20 protein-coding genes and 2 tRNA genes are annotated in these 21,714 nt (G+C 56.6%); 14 read left to right on the top strand and 8 right to left on the bottom strand.

Going from position 1 to position 21,714, the window contains the following annotated elements:
* Positions 1 to 48 precede the first annotated feature (48 nt).
* The 5 genes from MQE22_RS06535 to MQE22_RS06515 form a co-directional block, all read right to left on the bottom strand.
* Positions 49 to 3,111, bottom strand: coding sequence for an error-prone DNA polymerase (locus MQE22_RS06535; RefSeq protein WP_215873263.1), 3,063 nt, complete (start codon positions 3,109 to 3,111; stop codon positions 49 to 51).
* Complete coding sequence (locus MQE22_RS06530) at positions 3,095 to 4,504, bottom strand: Y-family DNA polymerase (protein WP_215873264.1); 1,410 nt, start codon at positions 4,502 to 4,504, stop codon at positions 3,095 to 3,097. Before MQE22_RS06530 ends, MQE22_RS06535 begins: the two co-directional genes overlap by 17 nt.
* Positions 4,505 to 4,515: 11 nt before the next feature.
* Positions 4,516 to 5,145, bottom strand: a complete 630-nt coding sequence (gene imuA, locus MQE22_RS06525; RefSeq protein ID WP_215873265.1) for a translesion DNA synthesis-associated protein ImuA — start codon at positions 5,143 to 5,145, stop codon at positions 4,516 to 4,518.
* Positions 5,145 to 5,753: a transcriptional repressor LexA gene (gene lexA / locus MQE22_RS06520; RefSeq protein WP_215873266.1), complete on the bottom strand. Its 609-nt coding sequence runs from the start codon at positions 5,751 to 5,753 to the stop codon at positions 5,145 to 5,147. Before lexA ends, imuA begins: the two co-directional genes overlap by 1 nt.
* A 72-nt stretch (positions 5,754 to 5,825) precedes the next feature.
* Positions 5,826 to 6,521: a trimeric intracellular cation channel family protein gene (locus tag MQE22_RS06515; protein WP_255790265.1), complete on the bottom strand. Its 696-nt coding sequence runs from the start codon at positions 6,519 to 6,521 to the stop codon at positions 5,826 to 5,828.
* Positions 6,522 to 6,626: 105 nt separating this feature from the next.
* On the opposite strand from MQE22_RS06515, the gene MQE22_RS06510 reads away from it, so the two are divergent.
* Positions 6,627 to 7,367 (top strand): SDR family NAD(P)-dependent oxidoreductase, encoded by a 741-nt coding sequence (locus tag MQE22_RS06510; RefSeq protein WP_215873267.1) that lies wholly within the window; start codon positions 6,627 to 6,629, stop codon positions 7,365 to 7,367.
* 76 nt (positions 7,368 to 7,443) lie between these two features.
* On the opposite strand, the gene MQE22_RS06505 is transcribed toward MQE22_RS06510, so the two are convergent.
* Positions 7,444 to 8,007: a hypothetical protein gene (locus MQE22_RS06505; protein ID WP_215873268.1), complete on the bottom strand. Its 564-nt coding sequence runs from the start codon at positions 8,005 to 8,007 to the stop codon at positions 7,444 to 7,446.
* A 123-nt stretch (positions 8,008 to 8,130) separates the two neighbouring features.
* On the opposite strand from MQE22_RS06505, the gene MQE22_RS06500 reads away from it, so the two are divergent.
* The 4 genes from MQE22_RS06500 to MQE22_RS06485 all read left to right on the top strand — a co-directional run bounded on the left by MQE22_RS06500 (position 8,131) and on the right by MQE22_RS06485 (position 11,036).
* On the top strand, positions 8,131 to 9,933 hold the full coding sequence (locus MQE22_RS06500) for an ABC transporter ATP-binding protein (protein WP_215873269.1): 1,803 nt from the start codon (positions 8,131 to 8,133) through the stop codon (positions 9,931 to 9,933).
* A 198-nt stretch (positions 9,934 to 10,131) separates the two neighbouring features.
* On the top strand, positions 10,132 to 10,371 hold the full coding sequence (locus MQE22_RS06495; RefSeq protein WP_215873270.1) for a hypothetical protein: 240 nt from the start codon (positions 10,132 to 10,134) through the stop codon (positions 10,369 to 10,371).
* A gap of 118 nt (positions 10,372 to 10,489) precedes the next feature.
* Entirely contained in the window at positions 10,490 to 10,882 is a 393-nt protein-coding gene (locus MQE22_RS06490; RefSeq protein WP_215873271.1) for a tetratricopeptide repeat protein, read from the top strand.
* Between the two features lie 69 nt (positions 10,883 to 10,951).
* Positions 10,952 to 11,036: transfer RNA gene (locus tag MQE22_RS06485), tRNA-Leu, on the top strand.
* 224 nt (positions 11,037 to 11,260) lie between these two features.
* On the opposite strand, the gene MQE22_RS13835 is transcribed toward MQE22_RS06485, so the two are convergent.
* Positions 11,261 to 11,407: a hypothetical protein gene (locus MQE22_RS13835; RefSeq protein ID WP_215873272.1), complete on the bottom strand. Its 147-nt coding sequence runs from the start codon at positions 11,405 to 11,407 to the stop codon at positions 11,261 to 11,263.
* A 202-nt stretch (positions 11,408 to 11,609) separates the two neighbouring features.
* Between MQE22_RS13835 and MQE22_RS06480 the strand changes: the two genes are divergently transcribed.
* The 6 genes from MQE22_RS06480 (at position 11,610) to MQE22_RS06460 (ending at position 14,792) form a co-directional block, all read left to right on the top strand.
* Positions 11,610 to 12,347: an MBL fold metallo-hydrolase gene (locus MQE22_RS06480; RefSeq protein ID WP_215873273.1), complete on the top strand. Its 738-nt coding sequence runs from the start codon at positions 11,610 to 11,612 to the stop codon at positions 12,345 to 12,347.
* The gene (locus MQE22_RS06475) at positions 12,344 to 12,694 is read left to right on the top strand and encodes an ArsR/SmtB family transcription factor (RefSeq protein ID WP_215873274.1); all 351 of its coding nucleotides are present in this window, start codon (positions 12,344 to 12,346) and stop codon (positions 12,692 to 12,694) included. Before MQE22_RS06480 ends, MQE22_RS06475 begins: the two co-directional genes overlap by 4 nt.
* Positions 12,691 to 13,989, top strand: a complete 1,299-nt coding sequence (locus MQE22_RS06470; RefSeq protein WP_226827751.1) for an MFS transporter — start codon at positions 12,691 to 12,693, stop codon at positions 13,987 to 13,989. Before MQE22_RS06475 ends, MQE22_RS06470 begins: the two co-directional genes overlap by 4 nt.
* Positions 13,989 to 14,276 (top strand): hypothetical protein, encoded by a 288-nt coding sequence (locus MQE22_RS06465; RefSeq protein WP_215873275.1) that lies wholly within the window; start codon positions 13,989 to 13,991, stop codon positions 14,274 to 14,276. The genes MQE22_RS06470 and MQE22_RS06465 overlap by 1 nt, the downstream gene beginning before the upstream one ends.
* Entirely contained in the window at positions 14,273 to 14,524 is a 252-nt protein-coding gene (locus tag MQE22_RS13770) for a GDCCVxC domain-containing (seleno)protein (RefSeq protein WP_303652391.1), read from the top strand. The genes MQE22_RS06465 and MQE22_RS13770 overlap by 4 nt, the downstream gene beginning before the upstream one ends.
* Positions 14,525 to 14,636: 112 nt before the next feature.
* A complete protein-coding gene (locus MQE22_RS06460) occupies positions 14,637 to 14,792 on the top strand; it encodes a hypothetical protein (protein WP_215873276.1) in 156 nt (51 codons plus the stop codon).
* 210 nt (positions 14,793 to 15,002) lie between these two features.
* Here MQE22_RS06460 and MQE22_RS06455 read toward each other — a convergent pair.
* Positions 15,003 to 15,077 (bottom strand) — tRNA-Val (locus MQE22_RS06455).
* Positions 15,078 to 15,208: 131 nt separating this feature from the next.
* Between MQE22_RS06455 and MQE22_RS06445 the strand changes: the two genes are divergently transcribed.
* From MQE22_RS06445 to thiO, 3 genes are read left to right on the top strand one after another with little or no spacing between them, the layout of a single operon-like run.
* Positions 15,209 to 17,026 carry an autotransporter assembly complex protein TamA gene (locus MQE22_RS06445; protein ID WP_483190458.1) on the top strand — a complete coding sequence of 606 codons (1,818 nt, stop codon included), beginning with the start codon at positions 15,209 to 15,211 and terminating at the stop codon, positions 17,024 to 17,026.
* A complete protein-coding gene (locus tag MQE22_RS06440) occupies positions 17,026 to 20,586 on the top strand; it encodes a translocation/assembly module TamB domain-containing protein (protein WP_215871782.1) in 3,561 nt (1,186 codons plus the stop codon). Before MQE22_RS06445 ends, MQE22_RS06440 begins: the two co-directional genes overlap by 1 nt.
* Entirely contained in the window at positions 20,552 to 21,694 is a 1,143-nt protein-coding gene (thiO, locus tag MQE22_RS06435) for a glycine oxidase ThiO (protein WP_215871783.1), read from the top strand. The genes MQE22_RS06440 and thiO overlap by 35 nt, the downstream gene beginning before the upstream one ends.
* Positions 21,695 to 21,714 lie beyond the last annotated feature (20 nt).

The following is a 21,714-nucleotide window of genomic DNA, read 5'->3' as shown; positions in this document are numbered from 1 at the left end:
AAGAGGTCTGATAGTAGAATCACCCGTGTCTTCCAGGGCACGGGTTTTTTATTGAAAATCCTGTGAGACCGCACGCAGATCAGAAAGGCGCGTAGAATAATCCTGTATTTCTTCGACAATGATGTTATGAACATAGGGGCCGTTCTTTTCGAGACGCCCCAGCACCCCCAGGAGTTTGCCGTGCAACACCGGGCGCCGCCACTCCTCCACCCGCTGTGGCCAGACGATAAGATTGGCACTGCCCGACTCATCGACAATGGTCAGGAACACCGTACCGTGCGCAGTGCTGGGGCGCTGGCGATGGGTCACCAAGCCGGCGACGCGCACCTTTGTACCCGAAGGCCGGCGCAGAGACTGCACAATGCTACGGTAACCTTCCCGTTCCAACTGTGGCCGTAAAAAAGACAACGGATGGGGACCCAGGCTCAAGCCCAACTGTTGATAATCGTCGCGACAAAGACTTTGCGCAGATGGTGGCGGCAGCGTAGAAGGTTGTTTGGAAGCTACGGGTAGCGCTAGCGCCGTATTCTTGCATAGCGCCAGGATTTGCCACAGTGCCTCACGCCGATGTCCGAGCAAGGCATCGAAGGCGCCAGCACGTGCCAGCTTTTCCAAGCTTTGCCGTCCAACTCCGGCGTCCTGCAATAAGGTCTCAGGATCAAGATTGCCATCTGCCTCACGCCAGGCAAGGCAGCGCTCGATATCGCTACGCAGCAGTCCCTTGACTTGATGTAACCCCAGACGCACGCGCCGGCCGCGGGCCCGGGTTTCCCAATGACTGCGACGGATATCCACAGGCAATACCTGCACACCCTGACGCTTTGCTTCTTCGACGATCTGTGCCGGCGCATAAAAACCCATCGGCTGGCTGTTGAGCAGAGCAGCCGTGAATACCGCCGGATGGTGGCATTTGATCCATGCCGAGGCATAAACCAGTAGCGCAAAGCTTGCGGCATGGGATTCGGGAAAGCCATATTCGGCAAAGCCACGAATCTGCTCACAGAGTTGCTGGGCAAAATCTTCTGCATAGCCGCGGGCCGCCAGACCCTCCAAGAGACGTTGCTGATATGGTCCCAGATTCCCCTTGCGCCGCCAGGCAGCCATGGCGCGGCGCAGACCATCGGCCGCATCGCCATCAAAGCCGGCCGCTTCCATGGCGATCTGCATCACCTGCTCTTGAAAGATCGGTACCCCCAGGGTGCGCTCCAGAACCTTCTGGACTTCGGGGCCGGGATACGATACTGCCTCCTGACCCGCCCGACGACGCAGATAGGGATGTACCATGCCCCCTTGAATGGGACCGGGACGGATAATGGCCACTTCAATCACCAGATCGTAAAAGCAGTGGGGCTTCAATCGCGGCAGCATCCCCATCTGCGCCCGCGATTCTACCTGAAAGACCCCCAGGCTCTCGCCGCGCTGCAGCATGGCATAGACCTGCGGATCTTCTGCGGGAAGGTCGGCGAGCCGCATGTGCAAATCCGCCAAGGCGCGACGCAACACAGTCAGCATTCCCAAAGCAAGCAGATCCACCTTCAAGATACCGAGCAGATCCAGATCGTTTTTATCCCACTGCAATACCGTACGTTCCGACATCCGGGCTGGCTCGATGGGGACCAGGGCATCGAGCGGCGTCTCGGAAAGGACCATCCCTCCCACATGCTGCGAAAGATGGCGCGGCATCCCTACCAAGGCATTGACGACAATGATGAGGCGTTGCACGGCGGAATGTTGCGGGTCGAAGCCGGCCTCTTGCAGACGTTCGGGAAGCACCCGGCGACCATCCCACCACGCCAATTGCTGACAAAGTTGATCCTGCTCGCTGGCGGAGAAAGCCAGGGCACGCGCCGCATCCCGCATGGCGCTGCGCGGGCGATAATGGATGATACTGGCAGTCAAGGCGGCGTGGCGGCGACCGTAGCGACGAAAGACATATTGGATGACCTCTTCCCGCCGCTCGTGCTCAAAGTCGATATCGATATCCGGTGGCTCTCCCCGTTCGCGGGATAAAAACCGGGAAAAGAGCAGATGTGCACGTGCCGGATCCACCTCGGTGATGCCTAGGACATAGCAAAGTACGGAATTGGCTGCCGAGCCGCGTCCCTGGCAGAGAATGTCGCGCTCCCTGGCGAAACTGACAATCTCGTATACCGTCAGAAAGTAATTGGCGTAGCCCAGCTCGGCGACGATGCGCAATTCTTCCTGCAATTGCTGCCGGACCGCCTCTGGCGCGCCATGGGGATAGCGTCGCAGCAGACCTTTTTCGGCTTCTTGTTGCAGATATTCCTGTGGGCTTTGGGAAGCCGGGCAGGACCCTTGCGGATAGTGGTAGCGTAGTTCCTGCAGAGAAAATCGACAGCGCTGAGCAATATGGACGCTTTCTGCCAGCAGTTCTGCTGGATAGAGCTGCGCCAGTTGCTGGCGTGTGCGCAAGTGCTGCTCGCCATTACTGGGCAGATCCCAGCCTACCGCAGAGACCGGCTTGCGCAAACGGATGGCCGTAAGGACATCCAATAAAAAGCGCTCGGAACGCCGCGCCATGCGCACGCCAGTACAGGCGACCGCGGGAAGCTGGAAGTGCTGCTGCCAGTGGCGCAGAGCCGTCAGCTGCCGTTGTTGATCGCCGCGATAACGTAAGGAAAGTCCAAGCCACAGCCGCGCGCCACCCCAGGCAGCACGTAGCTCCGTTACCAGGTGATCTGCTGCGGGCGCGTTGCGATACTCCGGCAGGAGAATCGCCAAGAGTCCAGACAAAGGTAGCAGATCAGCAAGGAAGATGCGGTATCCTCCTTTCTCCGCCCGGCTGCGGGCAAGGCTGATCAACTGCGCCAACGCCGCATAGCCTGCCCGGTCCTCTACCAGCAAGACGAGACGCAATCCCTCTTCCAGTTGCAGGGTACAACCAATCAGCAAAGGAAAGGCGATTGTCTGGGCATGCACATGGGCGCGCGGCGCGCTATACAAAGAGCATTCTTCGGTAATGGCGAGTGCCGCATAGCCCAGTGCCTTTGCGCGATCGAGCAGATCTTCGACATTTGCCGTTGCCTGCTGAAAACTCAGATTACTTAGGCAATAGAGCTCAGCGTAGGCAGGATCAGGCAAAGTATCCATGCAGAAAATATCTGGCAGAGCGGCGATCGCGGAAAACCCAGCACTCCGCCCCATCGCTCCGTCGCCAACGGAAATAATCCCGACTGACGTCGTGACCATCCCACCAACCACCCTCAATCCGCTCCAGTTCGCTAGTTTCTGGCTCATGCAGCACAGAAACCGGGATGGGCTCAGGTAACAACCACAGAGGACGTGGGCGAAGATCGGGAAGAGCCGTGTTCGTCTCTGACTCTTCCGGCACGACGGAATGCCACGCGTATTCCGGACGATGATCCGCACGGGGCTGTACACGATAAATGCTATCCACCCCCAGGCGGGCACGCCAACGATCCAGCAATTGTCCTTGCTCCCGCAGCAGATTCTGCTCCCAGAACGCGCCCTGCTCTCCTGCCCAGTTCTCCGTATCCATGGCACGCAGCTGCAGGTGCCGAGCCGCAAAACCCCAAGGATGTCGTTGCAGACGCTCTTGCCAAAGCTGCAGAAAGAGCTCCGCACTGGTCAGAGGATCACGACTGTGCAACAACTGACGATATTGTGCATCCCGCCCCTGCAAGAGGAGCTCCCAGCGCGTGCTGGCCCGATGACGCAAGCGTAGCCGCAATTCCTGAAAGGCGCGCCGCAGGGGAAAGCGTAAGCCTTGCCAATCAGAGACTTCCTGCAGCAGAGGAAAGGCGACTACAAATTCTTCCTGCAGGGGCCAAGGGCTACGCGGATCTGCTCTTATTCCGCGCAAACGGTCCAAAAAGCGCTCCCATTCCGGCCCAAAACGCAGCGCCCGTTCCCGCCGATCGAGGCGCAGCCAATCGCCGCAACTGTAAAGACCCAGACTTTCCCAGCGGGCGTGCAGCGTGTCGTTTGCGGGGAGAAGTTTCAAGGGGATCTCCTGCCAGCACTCTGTAAAAGAGCGGTCTGCAGGCCCGTGGCACAATTCCCCATCCTTTCCCTGCCAGGCAAACAGTGCTGCAGCCAGGGAGGTGGGTGCCAGGCCCAAACGAATCCGCAAGCGTTCTCCAGCAAATTCACGAATGGCCTGGAGCAGCGCTTGAGGCCTTGCCCGCCAACGCGAGTTGCCTTGCAGCTCTACGGCCAATGCGTGCGGCCATTCCTGCAGGGCTACTACCTGCGGTCCCCAGGCATATAGCAGTTGCGCGCAACGGTCGAGAAGATTGAACTCGCGCTCTGCATCCCGCTGCATAACCTGCAGTTGCGGGGCCAGAGCACGCGCCTGCGCAGCACTCATGCCGATCTGAATACCCTGCTTTGCTGCCCCAGCATCCATCTGCCAGACCCGCTGCCGGGTATCGGCGATCCAGACACCAGGCAGAGTGCCGTCAAGATTCCACAACTCCGCAGCCAGGGCGGGAAAAATCACCGCAAGCCACTGCTCTGCCATGAGGCATCCTCTTAGATCGCCAGAGGCAATTCCAGATTGGCCGCTGCTGGCGCCGTAGCACCACGACGCTTTTCCACCTGTACCCGCGTGTGCTCGCCAGCAGGCTGCAGGCGCAGACGCAAGGCCGCCGGACTACGTTGGCTGACGACATCCCGATAAAAGAAAAAGCCCATGCTGTTGCCGGTCTCCGCAGCGAGTTGCAGACGCCGTTGGGCCGCTTCCTCCAACGCCGGTGGCCAAGCCAGTACAGCGCTACAGGTACCCGATCGCAGGGCCGACTCCAGCGTCCATAGCTGATCCTGACGCTGGCGTGGATGGATTATCAGCATTCGATCCAGGCGTACGCCTGCCGCCGCCAGGGCTGGCGCATAGGGGATATAAGGCGGTAGGCACCAAAGTATCCAGCGCTTCTCTTGCTGGCTCAATGCAGCGATGGTCGGCAGAAGCAGGCGGAGTTCACCGATACCTTCTACCTGACTATGGATTTCGGTAATGGCCCCGCGCGGCCAGCCGCCCAGCAAATCGCGTACTTCGCTGTGCCCGGGATCTTGCAGATGCTTCTGCCGCCCAGGATTTCCGGCTTCGGCGCGCCACAAACGCTGTGGATGACGGGCTAACAGTTCTTCGACAGCAGTTTTCATCACAGACCTCCTAAACGAAGCAATCCCACCACCAATCCTTCCAGGCGGAGGTCCTGCTTACGCAAATCGACTTCTATGGGAGAAAAATCCGGATTTTCCGGCAATAAAAATACCTGGTACCCATCCTTACGCCAGCGTTTGACGGTAACTTCACCATCCACACGAGCCACTACCACTTGCCCATTGTGTGCTTCACTGCATTGCTGCACAGCAAGAATATCGCCATCAAGGATACCTGCATCGCGCATGCTCATTCCCTGTACGCGCAGAAGATAGTCCGCACCCGGAAAGAGTTGTGGATCGATGGGTAAACACCCTTCCTGCTGGCCCTCGGCCAGAATCGGGGCACCTGCGGGTACCCGGCCAATGAGGGGCAAACCGCTTTCTTCGATCAGCTCGCTGACCAGACGAATGCCGCGCGCCCTACCCTCCTGCAAGACTAGATATCCCTTGCGGGCCAAGGTACGCACATGACTTTCAGCAGCGTTGGGGGAACGGAAATGAAAGGCCTCCTGTAGCTCGGCCCGTGTAGGGGGCAGGCCATGCTTGGCAATTTGCTCTTGAATCCATAGCAAAATTTGCTGTTGCCGACGTGTCAGAGCTTCCACAAGCATCCTCCGTAACCAGTAACTGTATTTTTATACAGTATTCATGAGGAATGCAAGCGCTCTGGCAAAAATCTAGCGAGGATGTGGCAAGGTCCAGTGGCGATAGATGCTGAGAGTACGCAGAACAAAGGTACAGGAAGCCCCAAGCAGAAGACTGAGCCACGCCGGAAGCTGCAGCCAGTCACCGCCGAGCAGCAGGATGGCACCGAGCAGCGCGGCCGACGCATAGATATCACCGCGCAAGACGACGGGAACCTGTGCCGTCAGCACGTCGCGCACTATGCCACCGCCGATGCCGCTGATCATGCCCAGTACGGCCGCCATCTCCGGCGCCAATCCATAGTCCAGCGCCTTTTGCGTTCCGGTAACGGCAAACAACCCCAGACCCGCGGCATCAAACAGCAAGACCGGATACTGCATGCGTTCAAACAGCCGATGAAAGAAAAACACCAACAAGCCTGCCACTACCGCCAAGGCGATGCCGTGCCAGTCACGGGTGGATTGCGGCGGAATCGCGCCGATCAGGACATCCCGCACGATTCCTCCGGACACCGCCGTAACCACGGCCAATACCACAATCCCAAAAATATCCAGACCGGCGCGAACGCCGCGCATGGCGCCACTTATGGCAAAGACGAAAATGCCGATGAAATTGAAGATGTCCAAAAACAAGGAAAAATGCATGGCAGACGCGTCAAAACGAAAGCGCGCATGGTAGCCCATTCCGGGCCTGGCAGAAAAATCCGCAGATCCCAAACTACGACGCAAAGGCCCGCTCTCTGTCCTGTGCTACACTATAACTAGCGTCGAGTCAGGGCCTCGCTTTGTTGCTGAGGCCGCCACCGACCCACCGAAAATCCATAAGGAGTACTCATGACCGAACGACAAAAGACTGCTGTAGTGACCGGCGCCTCCTCCGGCATTGGCGCTGCCACGGTCCAAGTGCTCTGTGCAGCTGGCTATCACGTGATTCTGGCGGCGCGGCGACGCGAGCGTCTGGAAAAAATCGCCCGCGAATATGGTGGAATGCCTCTGGAGCTGGATGTCACCTCCAGCGCGTCTGTCGCTGCCTTTGCCGCGCAGATCGACATCCCGGTCGATGTGCTGGTGAACAATGCCGGGGGCGCCCTCGGAAAGGAATCGCTGGTGGAGTTCGACGAGGAACACTGGCTGCAGATGTATCAAAGCAATGTTCTTGGGCTGGCTCGGGTTACTCGTGCCCTCTGGCCCCGGCTACAGCAATCCCCCGCTGCCACGGTCATCAACATTGGCTCGGTGGCTGGTGAGGAAACCTATGCGGGAGGTGCCGGGTACACCGCTTGCAAACATGCGGTACGGGCCATCAGCGAAACCATGCGCCTGGAATGGTTGGGACAGCCGATTCGCGTCACCGAGATCGATCCTGGACTGGTAGAGACGGAATTTTCCCTGGTGCGCTTTGCTGGCGACGCGAAAGCGGCCAAGGCCGTATATGAAGGCATGGCCCCGCTGGTGGCGGAAGACATTGCCGAGGCCATTCGTTGGGTAGTGTCTCTGCCCGAGCATGTGAACATCGATCGTCTGGTCATCAAACCGCGCGACCAGGCCCGCGTAGACAAGGTAGCTCGACGTTAGTCGACGCAATTTGCGCACACGACAACGGCGCCTTACGGGCGCCGTTTTTCCGTCAGCACGGATCGCTAAGTGCAGGTCAAAGCGGGATCTTGGGATTACTGCTCTTGTCCTGCTCTGCTGCGGGTTTTTGCCAGTGAACCTGATACATGCCCTGCTGCCATGGCGCGACTCCAGACGGCTGCGCCTGCTGGGATCTGGGAGACGGCGCTTGCGCTACCCCTGTCGGAGCAGAGGGGATGCCGAACAGCGGGAACAGCACTGGTACAGGCGCTTGCACCATCGGCACACCGGGCATGGCAAAGGCAACCTGCATCATTTGATTCATCATCGCCATCTGTTGCTCCATGGCGACCTGCATTTGCCGCATCTGCACGGCATTCTGCTGCATCAACGCCTCTGCTTGGGCGGTATTCAGGGAGTGAAAGGCCACCTGTGCCTGCGGTCCGCTACCATAGCTGATGCTTTCAATATGGATGACACCGCCAGGAATGTGCATGGTTTTTTGTTCTACATGCACCGGAACCGTTTTACCATCCACCAGCACGTAGGGTGCGGCAACGGCCAGGCCACTTGCCAGCAAAGTACCGGCCAAACCCACAGCGAGGGTGGCCTTGATGGCTCTTGAAGTATGTTTCTGCATGAAAAACCTCCACTCTCACAAAACCATTTATTTGGACCGTAACAAAACCCCAGCGGTTCCGTAAAGCAGCAAGGAGTTGGCAAATGGGCTATCATGCCCAATCCGTTACCTGCAGGAGCAAGAATGGCCGCCAATCCGTGGCAGCGCCCAACCAGCAAAAACTGGCATGCACTCTTTGCGCTGCTGCCCTTCCTGCGTCCAAGACTCTGGTTATTGATTCTCTACGCCATCGCCTTATTGTTGAGTGCGGCGGGTACTCTTGTTCTGCCCCAAGGGGCACGATACCTTCTCGATCCCGGCTTCGACAACGCCCGGGTTTTGTTCCTAGCGAGCCTGGCCCTGCTGCTGCTCGGCATCTTCACCACTGCCGCCCGTGCCGCACGCGAGGCGCTGGCAACCTGGATCGGGCAAAAAGTGGTCGCCGATCTGCGGGAACGGGTTTTTGCCCATGCGGTGCATCTGCCCGCCCTGTTTTACGAGAAGTTCCGCACCGGCGAGGTGATTTCGCGGCTGAGCAGTGACGTCACCATCCTGCGCTTTGGCCTGGCTGGGGTACTGGGTGGAGCTTTACAGCACGGACTGACGTTGATCGGCTCTTTGATCATGATGTTGGTTACCGCACCCATTCTGGTCCTGCCGGTGGTCATCGTGGTGCCGCCACTCGTCTGGGTCAATCTGCGTTCTGGACGCTTACAACGCAAATATAGTCGCCTGGAGCAGGACTACCTTGCTGATCTCTCGTCACACACCGAGGAAAGCATCAATGCCATCCGCACGGTGCAGGCATTGACGCGCGAAAATGCCACCAAGGATACCTATCGGGCAGGTATCCAAGGCGTTTTGCAACAGGTACGCGCGCGCATCAAGGTACAGGCGGGAGCATCCTTACTCAGCGGCTTTCTCATTTTTCTCCTTTTGGCGGGCATGCTTTACCTGGGCGGCTGGCAAATTCTGCATCATCGCGGCAGTATCGGTGGGCTCACCGCCTTCCTGATCTACGCCATGTTTGCTACCTCCGCCCTGTCTTCCCTCGGCAGCCTGTGGGGACAATTGGGACGGCTACTCGGCGCCGTCGAGCGCCTGCTCGCACTACTGGAGCAGGAACCGGAGGAGTCGCCAGCGCAAAGGGCGACAGAAAGTCCGGTGACGGCATCGCCCTCGGCTGCCAGCCTGCGTTTTGTCCAAGTATATTTTTCTTATCCCAGCCGCAGTGACATCGCTACCCTGGAAAATATCGACCTGACTATCGAGGCAGGGGAACATCTGGCGCTGGTTGGAGCCTCAGGGGCCGGTAAAAGCACGTTTTTCGATCTGTTGCTGCACCATTACGCACCAACGCGAGGACAGATACTACTCGACGGCCAAGATATCAGCCAAATGCGCGTACACGATCTGCGCCAGCAAATTGCGATCGTTCCCCAACATCCGGCCATTTTCTCGCTCAGCGTCGCGGACAATATCCTACTCGCCAAACCCGGCGCGCCGGCTTCGGCCTTGCAAGCCGCCATGCGAGCTGCACGCGTCGATGAGTTTGTCGAACGTTTGCCTGAGGGCATGCACACCCATGTCGGCGAGAAGGGAATCACGCTGTCGGGCGGACAACGCCAACGCATTGCCATTGCTCGTGCCCTGCTCCGCAATCCGCGCATTCTGATTCTGGACGAGGCCACCAGCGCCCTCGATGCTGAAAATGAGCGACTGATACAGGAAGCTTTGGCCGAACTGATTCGCGGTCGCACCACCCTGGTTGCCGCGCATCGTCTGGCAACCATTCGTGATGCTGACCGTATCGTAGTGCTGGAAGCCGGACGCATCACGGCGATTGGCGACCACGCGAATCTGCTGCATAACTCTGCCGTGTATCGCCATTTCGCCAGCCTGCAGTCTCTGGATGAACGCCCACTCTCCAAAATCGCCACGTCGTGATCTGACAACAAGATTACAAAATCTTTTCAAAATGTTAGCACGGTGCAAGAAGAATCCGTCGGGACATCCCAACAAGAACCTAGCCATCGCTTATCGGAATAATATCGCATCTCTATGTTTTTTATACAGATAAAAAGTTGGCATGCTGATTGCTAAGAAACCATCGCAGTTCAATCTAGCCTTTTAAGGAGAAGTACCATGTCTGTAAAAACTTCCGCTATCGTCGTTGCTTTGGCCTCTTTGTTTGCCGTCTCCAGCGCATTTGCTGCCACCACCCCCGCCGCTGCCGAGAAGCCGGCTGCCAAGATGGAAGCTCACAAGGCTCCCGTGAAGAAGGAAATGAAGAAAGTCGAGCATAAGGCCCCAGCGAAGAAAGCCATGAAGAAGGCACCCGCCAAGAAGGTGGAAGCCAAGAAAGCCGAAGCCAAGGCGGGCTGATCTCCGCGCAGTACAGAAAGAAACATGCATGGGGGCCAACCGGCCCCCTTCGCATATCTGGAACTCCACTACGCTGTGCTACTCTTACGGCATAGCAAGCCGCAGATATCAGGTAGCCATGAAATACAAAGCCCTACTTTTGACCGCAGCCCTTATCACCATTGTCCCACTTGGAAGTCTTGCTGCAGGTACCTCTTTGAGTGCTGCAAAAATCGAGCAGCTGCAGCGCTCAGCAAAACTTGGATACGGAGCAGCCCAGTATGAGCTAGGTCTGGCTTACGCTGCGGGCGACGGGGTGCCGCAAAATTTGCAGCTCGCTGTTTTCTGGTGGCAAAAAGCGGCAGAAAATCTCGACGCTGCCGCGCAGTTGCAGCTTGGAACTGCGTACGCCCATGGTTGGGGTGTTCAGAAAAACATGGACCAAGCGATTTACTGGTGGCAAAAAGCGGCGCAGGACGGCGATCGAGCGGTTGCTGAACAAGCACGTCTATTACTCGATCAGGCAGCGTAGACGCAGTCCCCGCAAGCAGCGGCATGAGCAAGGACAAACGCTCGACGCACTGCTATACTAACCTGCCCTGCCCAAGTGGCGAAATCGGTAGACGCAAGGGACTTAAAATCCCTCGGCTTATGCCGTGCCGGTTCGAGTCCGGCCTTGGGCACCATTTGAAAATCAGATAGTTGCGGTCGTTCAGAAAAAGAAACCGTTGCATCGTTCCGGTATGGACGCATGGCTACTGACGTCGCTGGAGCGAAAGACCACGATCCCGGCCATGGATGAACTTTTGATACATCAATGGTTCAATTATCTCAACGCCGAGAAAGACTGAGGTATCATGCGGAACATCGGGAACTCGAGCATCAGGATCATCGAGGGCTACGCACACCTTCAGGTAGACGTGCAAAGCGGGCTTTCGAACGGGCCTTTGCGGAAGAGGCGGTATAGAACCAATAAGCGCCTGACCTGCCGCACGCTCAGCCCGAGCTGCTGTGCCGCCTCTTGCTGCCGTAGCGTCCGGCTGACCAACTGCTGCATCACCTCTAGCCGGTCCACCGGCCTTCTGCGTCATCGTAATGGTCGCCTCTGTCACCGCTCCCCTAAAACCAAAAGAAGAAATTTTACAATTGGACAAAGAGGATATTTCGACTTTGGGTTGAGAAGATCAGAGGTTGGCCTTGACAACGGACGCGCCCCGGCACTAGTTTCATAATTTCGAAAGTAACGAAACAGGTGCTCCATGTTTTTTCAACAGCGTGGTGGTGCCGATGGCACGCAGTCCTATTTCTATGGCTGTGGTGGCAAGGGATTCGCGGTGGCGGTCGATGTCGTCGCTGGCGACGAGGATTGGTTTCTGCAACAGGCAGAGCAAAAAGGGGTGCGCATCTCCTATGTCATCGACACCCATCTCCATGCCGACCATCTTTCCGGCGGGCGGCAGTTGGCGCAGCAAGTTGGGGCGCCTTACTGTCTGCACGATAGCGATCAGGATCTGGCCAACTTTCCGATCCGCGCTCTACACGATGGTGAAGTGTTGGAAACCGGGAATGTCCAGACCAAAATTCTGCACACTCCGGGGCACACGCAGGACAGTATCTGTCTGTTGGTGACTGACCAGCGGCGCGGCCCCGAGCCCTGGTTTTTGTTGACGGGAGACACCCTCTTCGTCGGTGCCGTTGGACGTCCAGACCTGGGCGGGACACCGGAAGAAATGGCAGCCCTGCTCTACGAGAGCCTGCAGAACAAGATCCTTCCCTTGGCGGACACCATCGAAATCTATCCCGGACACGCGGCAGGGAGTGTCTGTGGTGCGGGGTTGTCGGGCAAGGCCAGCTCTACCCTGGCCTTCGAGAAGCGCTGGGACCCCTATTTGCAGATGGATCGCGCAAGCTTTGTGCGCGAACTCGTGGCCAGCATCCCGCCACGACCCGCCCAGATGGAACAGATCGTGGCGGCCAATCTCGGGCGTGCGGCATGAGTACAGGAACCGTGCGTTTCGCCCTCTTTGCCGAGGTATTCGCCGCCCTTGCGCATCCCAAGCGCCTGGAAATCATCCATCTTTTGGGAATGAAACAATATAGTGCCGGAGAGTTGGCAGAACGAACCGGCCTCGCCAAGGCGAACCTCTCCCAGCACCTCAATGTCCTCAAGGCGCGGGGGCTGGTCCACTGTGAAAAATGCGGCACCTTCTGTCATTACCGTTTGACGAGTCCCAAGGTGCTGGAGACTTGTCAGATCGTGCGCGGCTTGATTCTGGAACAAATGGAACTCACCACGCAACAACGCGCGGAACTGGTGCAGCTCCCGCAAAAAGATTCGGCATGAATGCCATGCCATCTGCGGCCTCGGCGCGGTATCCGCAGGGTATCGCGCAGAACTCGCAACAATTCGCCCTGCAGACGGCGCAGGTCTTTTTCGTCGGCCTCCTCCTTGGCATGGAACGCACTGTCTTGCCGACCATGCGGGAGGATTTTGGGCTCAGCAGTCACGCCTTTCTCTTTCTTGCCAGTTTTGTGGTCTCCTTCGGCCTGGTGAAAGGCATCCTCAATTTTGTTGCCGGCGATCTCTCCGATCGGGTGGGCCGGAAACGGGTATTGTTTTGGGGTTGGCTGGCCGGTATACCTATTCCACTACTGATTTTCTTTGCTCCGAACTGGTGGTGGATCATTGCCGCCAATGTTTTTTTAGGTGTTAATCAAGCCTTTACCTGGACGATGACGGTGACCAGCCAGATCGACTTGGCCGGCAGCCGCCAACGCGGGTTGGCGGTGGGCATCAACGAAGCCATGGGGTATATCGCCGTAGGCCTCGCCGGTTTGGGCACTGGTTATCTGGCAGTACTCTATGGCCCCCGCTGGACGATTCTCGGCTTTGCCTTGCTGGTGATTGCCTTGGCTTTGCTGGCGCTGATTTGGGTGCGTGATACCCTGCCTTGGGCCCAGGCCGAACATCAGGAACAGAACGGTTCCCTCCCCCTCCATCCGGATTCGGCCAGAACCCAGCTGGAAAGCCGATGGCAGAGCTTTGTCCGGGTCTCGTTTCGTGATCATACCTATCGCGCGCTCTGCCAGGGTGGGGTGGCCAACAAGGTGGCAGACACTCTGGTCTGGGTGATGCTGCCGGTGTACTTTCGCTTTCATGGGGAGGGGATTGTCCAGATTGGGTGGATTACGGGTAGCTACGCCATGGTTTGGGGCCTATGCCAGTTTTGGACGGGGCATCTTGCCGATCGTGTGGGACGCAAAGTGCCCATATTGTCTGGGTTCTTTCTTTTGACCTTGGGGCTCGTGGGGATTGCCTTGGTCCATCACTTTGCCGCCTGGATGCTTGCCGCCGCCGTCATGGGGCTGGGTATGGCGTTACTCTATCCCAACCTGATTGCGGCCATGGCAGATGTGGCACCCGCGGCGGTGCGGGGCAAGACGTTGGGGATCTATCGCTATTGGCGGGATACGGGATACGCTATCGGTGGACTGCTTTTGGGTGGCGCCGCGCAGTGGGCCGATGCCGCCTTGCCGACGATCTGGTTGACGGCGGGTGTCACCGCTGTCTCCGCAATCTGGATCGCCCTGGCGGTGGAGGAAACGCATCCCATTTCCAATCGTCAAGGAGCGGGCTAATGTTTACCGTACCCATCTTACTACACCGCGATATCGCCGAAGAAAATCTGCGGGCAGACACGTCCCTTCGCCTCGCCGTGGCCATCTGGTATTTTAACCGAAGTCTGCTGGTCAAAGAGAACTATGGAATGGACAAGCCGTTGACTGGCGTGACAGCGGTGCCAAAGCTCTCCGGATACGCTGCAGGAAATCAAAACGGGGTGATGACGATCTATTTCCCCGATCAGGAGGTGAACCCGGTCTATTTGGCTCGCCTCCAGAGATATCCCAAGGAGGTAATCAAATGAGCGAGATCACTTTGCAATCGACCATCACCTGCCCGGTTTGCGGGCACAGTGAGATAGAAACCATGCCCGTAGACTCCTGCCTGTATTTCTACGAATGCCAGGGTTGCGGTGCCCTACTTTCGCCCAAATCTGGTGATTGTTGTGTGTTCTGCTCCTATGGCACCGTACCGTGCCCACCAAAGCAGAAAATAGCCCGATCCTCTGAGCATCCGTGTTGTAAAGCTGAGAACAATCGCGCAGATTCATGAGTGTTGTTGCATAAATATCGATAGGAGATCGTTACCGCTCAACGCGCACCGTACTTCTCGGCCTGATTTGTGCGGACTACCCTGCTCCTGCATTCTCTGAGCAGGAGCACGTATGAACCCACGACGCAGCGACTGGCAAAGATTGATCGAGGAACAAGAAACCAGCGGCCAGCTCTTCGTGTTTCTGAACTGCCGGCGCACGCAGCTGAAGGTGCTGCACTGTCTAAACGCCCAAAATCTTCAGGCAATCAGCATGGACTTCCGGTAAAAAGCTCCCTCAGAAGGCTACATCGCGCACATGCCGGCGCAATAACAATCACGCATCAGCCGACTTTTCAGCGGCATCCTCGGACATACCACCACGCGAATGAAAGAACGCTATGAGCACCTGCAAATCGAGGCACAACGTAATGCCCTCGAATCTGTCTTTTCCGTATGGAAGCAATCGGAAGCATGCAATATAACTCGCTGTTTTTATTGGTGGGCGGTACAAGGTTCGAACTTGTGGCCCCTGCCGTGTGAAGGCAGTGCTCTACCGCTGAGCTAACCGCCCAACTCTTCAATAGGCGCTTAGAATAGGGGAGTCGAAGGGGAAAATCAAGCAGTACGCAGTGCCCTACTCCCCCTATCCGCTGGGGCGAGTGACGGGGTTTGACCGATCCTGTGCTACACTCGAACGCACGGGTGGAGAGAAATGGGGAGAGGGTGAGACAACTTCCGCACAGGCGCGCGCAACTGCGGCGCGGCATCCGCGCCGCATGGGTTCTTGTCCCCTTGCTATGCGCCTTGCCGACGGCAGCCTTTGCCAAGAACCTGATTTCTTTCCAGATCGATGGGGCGCCCGCGGATCTTACGGTGCAGTTGCAGAATGCGATGCCAAGTCTTCCCTACGATGGCAAAGAAAGCCGACTGCATGAACTCATCCTTTCTTCCAATTTGCGTTTGCGCGATGCGCTGCAGGCTTACGGCTACTATCACGCTACCTGGCATAGTAAAACGCTACCGCTGAAAAACGGGGATGCCGTCGTCCAGTATGACATCGCGCTTGGCCAACCTATTCGCGTCAGAAATACGGATATACGTATCCTTGGCACGATTACGGAGGCCCCCAGCCTGCGCCAAAGGATAAAGCCTTTTCCTCTCAGCAACGGCAACATTCTCGATCAGGTCAGCTATGAAACCTGGAAAGATCAGAGCCTTTCATTTCTCCGGTCCAGAGGATATATCAGGGCTTATTACCAGCGCCACGAACTTCTCATCGACAAGAAAAATGATTGGGCTGACATCTATCTTTGGCTCAATAGTGGCGAACGCTTTCGAGTAGGCAGTATTTCCATTGTTGGTGCAGAGCGCTATCCACGCTGGTTCATCGAACGCTATCTTACCTTCAAAACTGGAGACTGGTATTCACCTGACGCGCTGTCTGTGACAGAGAGCAACCTGCACGATGCAAATCGTTTCGAGAATGTGCAAGTACTTGGGGATACTGCACATCCTGTCGATACCGCTGTGCCGGTAACGGTCAAGCTTGCCAGCCTGCCGGAACAGCATTTGAAAGTGGGCGTTGGCTACAGCACCAATATTGGCCTGAATGGTATACTCTATTACGATAACTACAATATGTTTCAACGTGCGCAGCATTTGCACGTAGCAGTGCAGGCCGCACAGCGGACGCGTAACATTGGCGCAACTTATACCTGGCCAATTGGTTCCACCCTGGGATCGGAATATATTGCTACCACCTCTTTTCAAAATGAGACTTACCAGATCTGGTCAGCCAATGAGCTCAGCGCGGCGATCGGTCGCCGCTGGGCGCTTGCCGACAATGCTAGAAAAAATGTCAACGCCACGATACAGGCGATGTTTAATCTGGAGCAGGCTTCGTATACCGTATCGGGCATCAGTGATAGTTCATTTTATCTTTATCCCTCGGTGACCTATCGCGTGCAGAATTATCGTAACATCCTGCGACCGGTATCTGGCTTCTATGTGCAGGCAACCGCCGAAGGAGCGAGCAAGGTCTGGGGGAGCACCAGCAATTTCATGCGGTTGCGGGTGCGAGGGGGCTGGGACCAGATGCTTTCCCCTGACTGGGGGATCGGTGCGCGAGCAAGCTTGGGAGCACTCTGGCTGCACGGACCCATTCGCAATTTGCCGCCCGATCTGCGCTTTTTTGGCGGTGGACAAAACAGTCTTCCCGGTTATGCGTACGAATCGCAAGGACCGACAGACGCCCAGGGAGCCGTAGTCGGTGGACGCCTTCTGGCGGTAGCCGGGATCCACATCGACCGTTTCATTACGCATGACTGGGCAGTTGGCGCGTTTTATGACGCCGGCAATGCCTTTGATAGCTTCTCTTCCTTTCACGTCTTGCAGGATATCGGTATCGGGACGCGTTGGTATTCTCCCGTTGGGCCCATAATTCTTGATCTTGCGCACCCACTCATTGCGCCACGCGCCCCCGCCGTCCGCGTCGCACTCTCCGTTGGATTCAACTTCTGATGCGTTGGCGGAAGATCCTATTTCGCGCATTTTTATCCGGCTTGTTGTTGCCTATAGTTACTATTTTTGTGCTTTTTACCTGGGTCTTCCTGACCAGCGCTGGCGCAAATTGGACGCTATCCTTGATGCCCGGTCTGCACTACCGGAGTCTGCACGGAAACCTGGCACATGGTTTACGTCTGCAGGACGTATCCTATGTGGATCACAACACAAGCATCGATGCGCAGGAATTGTCCTGGAAGTTTAATCCAACCGCACTGTTATGGGGAGAGATCAAGTTTTCGACGATCACCCTCAGCAATGCAAATATTCGCTTACCCCCAGCTAAACCAAGAACTACTGCACTGACGCTGGCTCCGCCAGAACTGCCGCGCTGGGTAAACATTTTCAGTGTATCAGTCTCTCCTTTAACGATTGATAGGCTCAGAATCTACCAAAATGACAAGGAAACATTTTTTCTGCAGCAGGCGGAATGCAAAAAGATCGCCTGGGACAGAGGGCTTATAGAGATACTGAATCTGCAAGGCCAGGGGTCTTTCGGAAAATTGCGGCTTACGGGTAACGCCGGCATCAAGCAACGGAAGATCCGTCTAGTTGCCGACTGGCAATCGGCAAAATCGGACCATACCGCGGTAAACGTACAAGTGGATTGGCATGATTTGTCTGGAGGACGCTACGGAGGTCCCATCGCGCTCACCCTGCATCAGGCAAACATCAGTGGAAAGCTTCAGGGAACTGCGACAATAGCCCCCTATGCAATAGAGCTGACGCAGGCAAAGCTCAGTAGCGAGAAGCTGGCCAAGCCGATAAAACTCGCCATTTCTGTACATTTACCCAAAACCCTGCATGGCAACTATGCGACGGCGGGCAAATTGTCAGATCTTGCCTGGGTCGGGATGCCAGAAGCGTTAGGGAAAAGTGGTATCCAGGCAAACTGGCACGGATCGGGAACGGAATCCCGCTATCAGGGCACCTTTACCCTGGAATCCGGAAAAAGCAGGCTGAACACCAATTTTTCAGGCTTGCAGAAATCTGTGACACTCCTACTGAGTGGTAATCTCCTGGACGGCCAGCTTCTGCGCTCGAAGGTAGAGGCTACGTTCGGAAATGCGGAGTCGGTGCGCGGCAATCTGGCCTTCCGGCAGGTGCCTCTTCAGGCTATTTTTAAGCAGGTTCCTGGTAAGCTTTCTGCAGATATGGATCTTCATGCAGCTGCATCATCCTCTGGTTGGAGTGGGAATGTCCGTTGGAATCTTCTGCCGAGCCAAATCTATCAGGAAACGCTGCAAGGCTCGGGAGAGCTACACTTTTCTGGCAAAACCTGGGACCTGAAGCAAGCGGTTCTGACCGGCCCCGGACTACAATTACAGGCAGAGGGCAGTCTTGCCCAGCGCCTCAGCATCAATGCTCAAGTGGACCGCTGGTCTGGCGTATTGCCAGCAGCCAGTGGTAAAAGCAAATTACACGGATGGGTCGCTCAGCATGGGCAGGAATGGCAGGGGGAGCTGCATCTGCAAGGAACACAATTGCAGTACAAAAAGTATGCGTTGGCACGGCTGGATCTGGACGGTTCTCTGGGCAAGGGGGGCAAACTCCAGGCGACGCTTCTCGCCGCAGGTCTGGCCCTGGATGGACAGAAGCTGGATCTGCGCAGCAAGGTCTCTGGCTCTTTGCAACAGGCAGACGTTCAGCTTTCGCTGCAGGATGCCCAGCGGAACTTGTTTCTTGGCGGCACTCTGCAGCACGCTACCGCTTGGAAACTCCATCTGGCGCAATTACGGTTTCAGGATCCCAGATTTGGGCAATGGTCTTTGGTTCAGCCGGCCACCCTGCAATGGAATCAGGGCGCTATCAGCGTTGGCACGCTGCGCATCGACGGCGCAAACGGAGCCAGCGTGCGCGTTGCTGGCAACTATACCACCGGATCGTCTCAAGGGAGTTTGGATGCGGAAGCTTCAGCCTTGCCGCTCGATTTTTGGGATAAAACTCTGGGTACCGGAATTCGTGGTCGATGGAATGCACAACTGCATGGTCGCTGCGATGGGATATGCCAACTGAAGGCTGACTGGGGGGTGAAAGACACGGCTTTGCATTGGTTGGCCGGGGATACCAGTCATCAGATTGCAATAACACAATTTTCCGGAGATCTGCATTGGCAGAAGGATGGGCTGCACCTGCAGAGTAGTCTGCATTTGGCGGATCAGTTGGGAACATTTCAACTGGATGCAAATAGTCCGGCCGTGCTGCGACTACCCTGGAAGACGCCCACGCAGCAGCCGATCAATGCTGCTGTCGTAGGACATATTCCGGGCGTTTTGCTCTCGCAGTTGCCAACCGGAAATATTGAGGTCGACCCCAAAGGGGACATCACGATCAACCTGCACGCAGACGGAACCTGGGAAAAACCCCTTTGGCAGGGTCAGGCGACCGCTTCCGGTTTGGGCTGTTATATTCCCGAGGCCGGACTGCATCTGCAGGATATTGAGGCCCAGCTCACTGGTAGTGGAGATCATTTGCTCCTGAAAAGTCTGGTCGTGCACTCTGGCTCTGGCACTCTGCACGGTAGCGGTGATATCGCTTTCGCCAAGGGCGTCCCCTACCAGATCAATATTACCGGAAACAACTTCCTCGCGCTCAATTTGCCGCAGGTACAAGCGGCCATTGATCCTGACATCAACATTCATCACCAGCAAGGAAACTTGGCGATAACCGGAAAAGTGGAAACCACACGTTTGCGGATTCTGGGAACCGATTTTGGTGGACCGAAGCCGTCAAGTGACGTCGTTTTTGTCCATGAAGCGAAAAAGAGTACTACGCCTTCTGATCTGGCCGTGGACGTGCATATCGGACTCGGGAAAAATGCCCGAGTGTTGATTGGCGGTCTACATGCTGATCTGCAAGGTGATTTGCATTTGCGCATGGTGCCGCCCTCCACCACGCCACTGTTGCAGGGTAGTCTACAAATGGTTGATGGAAAATATGAGATCTATGGCAACTCGCTGACATTTGAAAGAGGAAAAATTCTTTTCAATGGTCCGCCACAGGCAGCAAGCCTCGACGTACTTGCGGTGCGTCGCATCAAGAACAGTGATAGTTTTTCCGTGGCTAATGAAACGATTCTTGCCGGTGTCCGGGTTACTGGCAATCTTAGTCATCCGGTGGTCAACTTATATTCTAAACCAAGCATGGCGCAAAACGATATCCTTTCTTACCTCGTGTTAGGTACACCGAGTACTGGTCTGCAAAGCCAGGATGCTGTTCTTTCTGCCGCAGCAGGACAACTTTTTTCTGCGGGGCGCGCGGCAGTACTCGGTAACAGTCTCAGCAGCGCCGGCTTCGATTTTGGCGTAAGCTCCAGTGGCTCCGGCAGTGGACTGGCCGCCGATATGGTGACCCTGGGACACTATATCACTCCAAATTTATATTTCAGCGTCGGTCAGTCTGTCTTGGGTGATGGTACGGTTGCACGTCTACGATATCGAATTTCCCGCAATATAGAAATTCAAACGGAAAGTGGCACGCAGGATGGCGCAAATATCTTTTACCGAATCGATTTCTAAAACTGACCTCCGATCTGCAGAGGTCCTGATCATAGGTGCCGGCGTTATCGGGCTGAGCGCCGCCTTGCGTTTGGCCCAGGCCGGCAAGAAAGTCACCATACTGGATCGCGGCGCTCTGGGGCGGGAGGCCTCGTGGGCGGGGGGCGGGATTCTCAGTCCCTTGCACGCCTGGCGCTATCTCCCTCCCCTACTCCGGCTGGCAAAAGAAGGCATGCGCCGCTATGAGGCTTTCGCCAACGAAATTCAGGATGCCTCAGGCATTGATCCCGAGTGGCGGATGTCGGGAATGTGGGTTCTCGATAGCGAGGAGGCCCCTCTGCCAAGGGATGTGCTAGCGTGGGGTGCGGCCTGGGGACGAAATTGGCAGTGGCACACGGCGACGGAGATGCAGCATTTGGCGCCTATGCTACGTGCCGACGCCGCCCTGTTCTGCCCGGAAGTGGCCCAAATACGAAATCCACGTCTGCTTTCCGGGCTGCTTCGCTATGTGACAGCGCTGGGAGTTCATACCCAGGACCATACTGAGGTAACCGAGATTCGAAAGGAAGGCACGCAATGGGCGGTGCTGGCTGGCAATCTGCGGTACTACGCCGATCGAATCATCGTCAGTGCTGGATCCTGGACGGGCAGAATTCTGGCGCAGCAGGGTATCTCGCTCCCGGTCACCCCGGTGCGGGGCCAGATGCTTCTTCTGCAGGGTCAGAAAAATGCCCTGCCACAGATCGTTTTGGAGGGAGCGCATTATCTGGTCCAGCGTCAGGATGGGCAGCTCCTGGTTGGCAGCACCAGTGAGGACGTCGGCTTTGACAAGTCATTTACGCCGGAGGCAGCGCAGGAGCTTTTGGCATTTACGCATCGCGTGTTTCCCGCAAGCCGGACTTACCCCGTCACCCAGCAGTGGTCTGGATTGCGCCCTGGCAGCCCAAACAACATTCCGTTTATCAGCAAGGTGCCAGGACAGGATGGGCTATTCGTCGCCAGCGGTCATTTTCGTTATGGGCTGACAACCGCCCCGATTACTGCCGAGTTACTGACCGAACTTGTCCTCGATAGAACTCCGAGTCTGGACCTGAGTCCCTATGCTCTTCCCTTGGCACGCAAAGAGTAATATATTGGACAGAGTAAAGA

Source organism: Acidithiobacillus sp. YTS05 (assembly GCF_024396695.1).
In the GTDB taxonomy this organism is placed as follows: Bacteria; Pseudomonadota; Gammaproteobacteria; order Acidithiobacillales; family Acidithiobacillaceae; genus Igneacidithiobacillus; species Igneacidithiobacillus copahuensis.
Note: the sequence above shows the minus strand (reverse complement) of the source record. Positions and strands in the feature narration are given on the sequence as shown.

What these genes read in the sequence shown, in the direction of transcription:
- MQE22_RS06535 (WP_215873263.1), bottom strand. Translation starts at nt 3,111, where the DNA reads ATGGATACTTTGCCTGATCCTGCCTACGCTGAGCTCTATTGCCTAAGT.
- MQE22_RS06530 (WP_215873264.1), bottom strand. Translation starts at nt 4,504, where the DNA reads ATGGCAGAGCAGTGGCTTGCGGTGATTTTTCCCGCCCTGGCTGCGGAG.
- imuA (WP_215873265.1), bottom strand. Translation starts at nt 5,145, where the DNA reads ATGAAAACTGCTGTCGAAGAACTGTTAGCCCGTCATCCACAGCGTTTG.
- MQE22_RS06510 (WP_215873267.1), top strand. Translation starts at nt 6,627, where the DNA reads ATGACCGAACGACAAAAGACTGCTGTAGTGACCGGCGCCTCCTCCGGC.
- MQE22_RS06505 (WP_215873268.1), bottom strand. Translation starts at nt 8,007, where the DNA reads ATGCAGAAACATACTTCAAGAGCCATCAAGGCCACCCTCGCTGTGGGT.
- MQE22_RS06500 (WP_215873269.1), top strand. Translation starts at nt 8,131, where the DNA reads ATGGCCGCCAATCCGTGGCAGCGCCCAACCAGCAAAAACTGGCATGCA.
- MQE22_RS06495 (WP_215873270.1), top strand. Translation starts at nt 10,132, where the DNA reads ATGTCTGTAAAAACTTCCGCTATCGTCGTTGCTTTGGCCTCTTTGTTT.
- MQE22_RS06490 (WP_215873271.1), top strand. Translation starts at nt 10,490, where the DNA reads ATGAAATACAAAGCCCTACTTTTGACCGCAGCCCTTATCACCATTGTC.
- MQE22_RS13835 (WP_215873272.1), bottom strand. Translation starts at nt 11,407, where the DNA reads ATGCAGCAGTTGGTCAGCCGGACGCTACGGCAGCAAGAGGCGGCACAG.
- MQE22_RS06480 (WP_215873273.1), top strand. Translation starts at nt 11,610, where the DNA reads ATGTTTTTTCAACAGCGTGGTGGTGCCGATGGCACGCAGTCCTATTTC.
- MQE22_RS06475 (WP_215873274.1), top strand. Translation starts at nt 12,344, where the DNA reads ATGAGTACAGGAACCGTGCGTTTCGCCCTCTTTGCCGAGGTATTCGCC.
- MQE22_RS06470 (WP_226827751.1), top strand. Translation starts at nt 12,691, where the DNA reads ATGAATGCCATGCCATCTGCGGCCTCGGCGCGGTATCCGCAGGGTATC.
- MQE22_RS06465 (WP_215873275.1), top strand. Translation starts at nt 13,989, where the DNA reads ATGTTTACCGTACCCATCTTACTACACCGCGATATCGCCGAAGAAAAT.
- MQE22_RS13770 (WP_303652391.1), top strand. Translation starts at nt 14,273, where the DNA reads ATGAGCGAGATCACTTTGCAATCGACCATCACCTGCCCGGTTTGCGGG.
- MQE22_RS06460 (WP_215873276.1), top strand. Translation starts at nt 14,637, where the DNA reads ATGAACCCACGACGCAGCGACTGGCAAAGATTGATCGAGGAACAAGAA.
- MQE22_RS06440 (WP_215871782.1), top strand. Translation starts at nt 17,026, where the DNA reads ATGCGTTGGCGGAAGATCCTATTTCGCGCATTTTTATCCGGCTTGTTG.
- thiO (WP_215871783.1), top strand. Translation starts at nt 20,552, where the DNA reads ATGGCGCAAATATCTTTTACCGAATCGATTTCTAAAACTGACCTCCGA.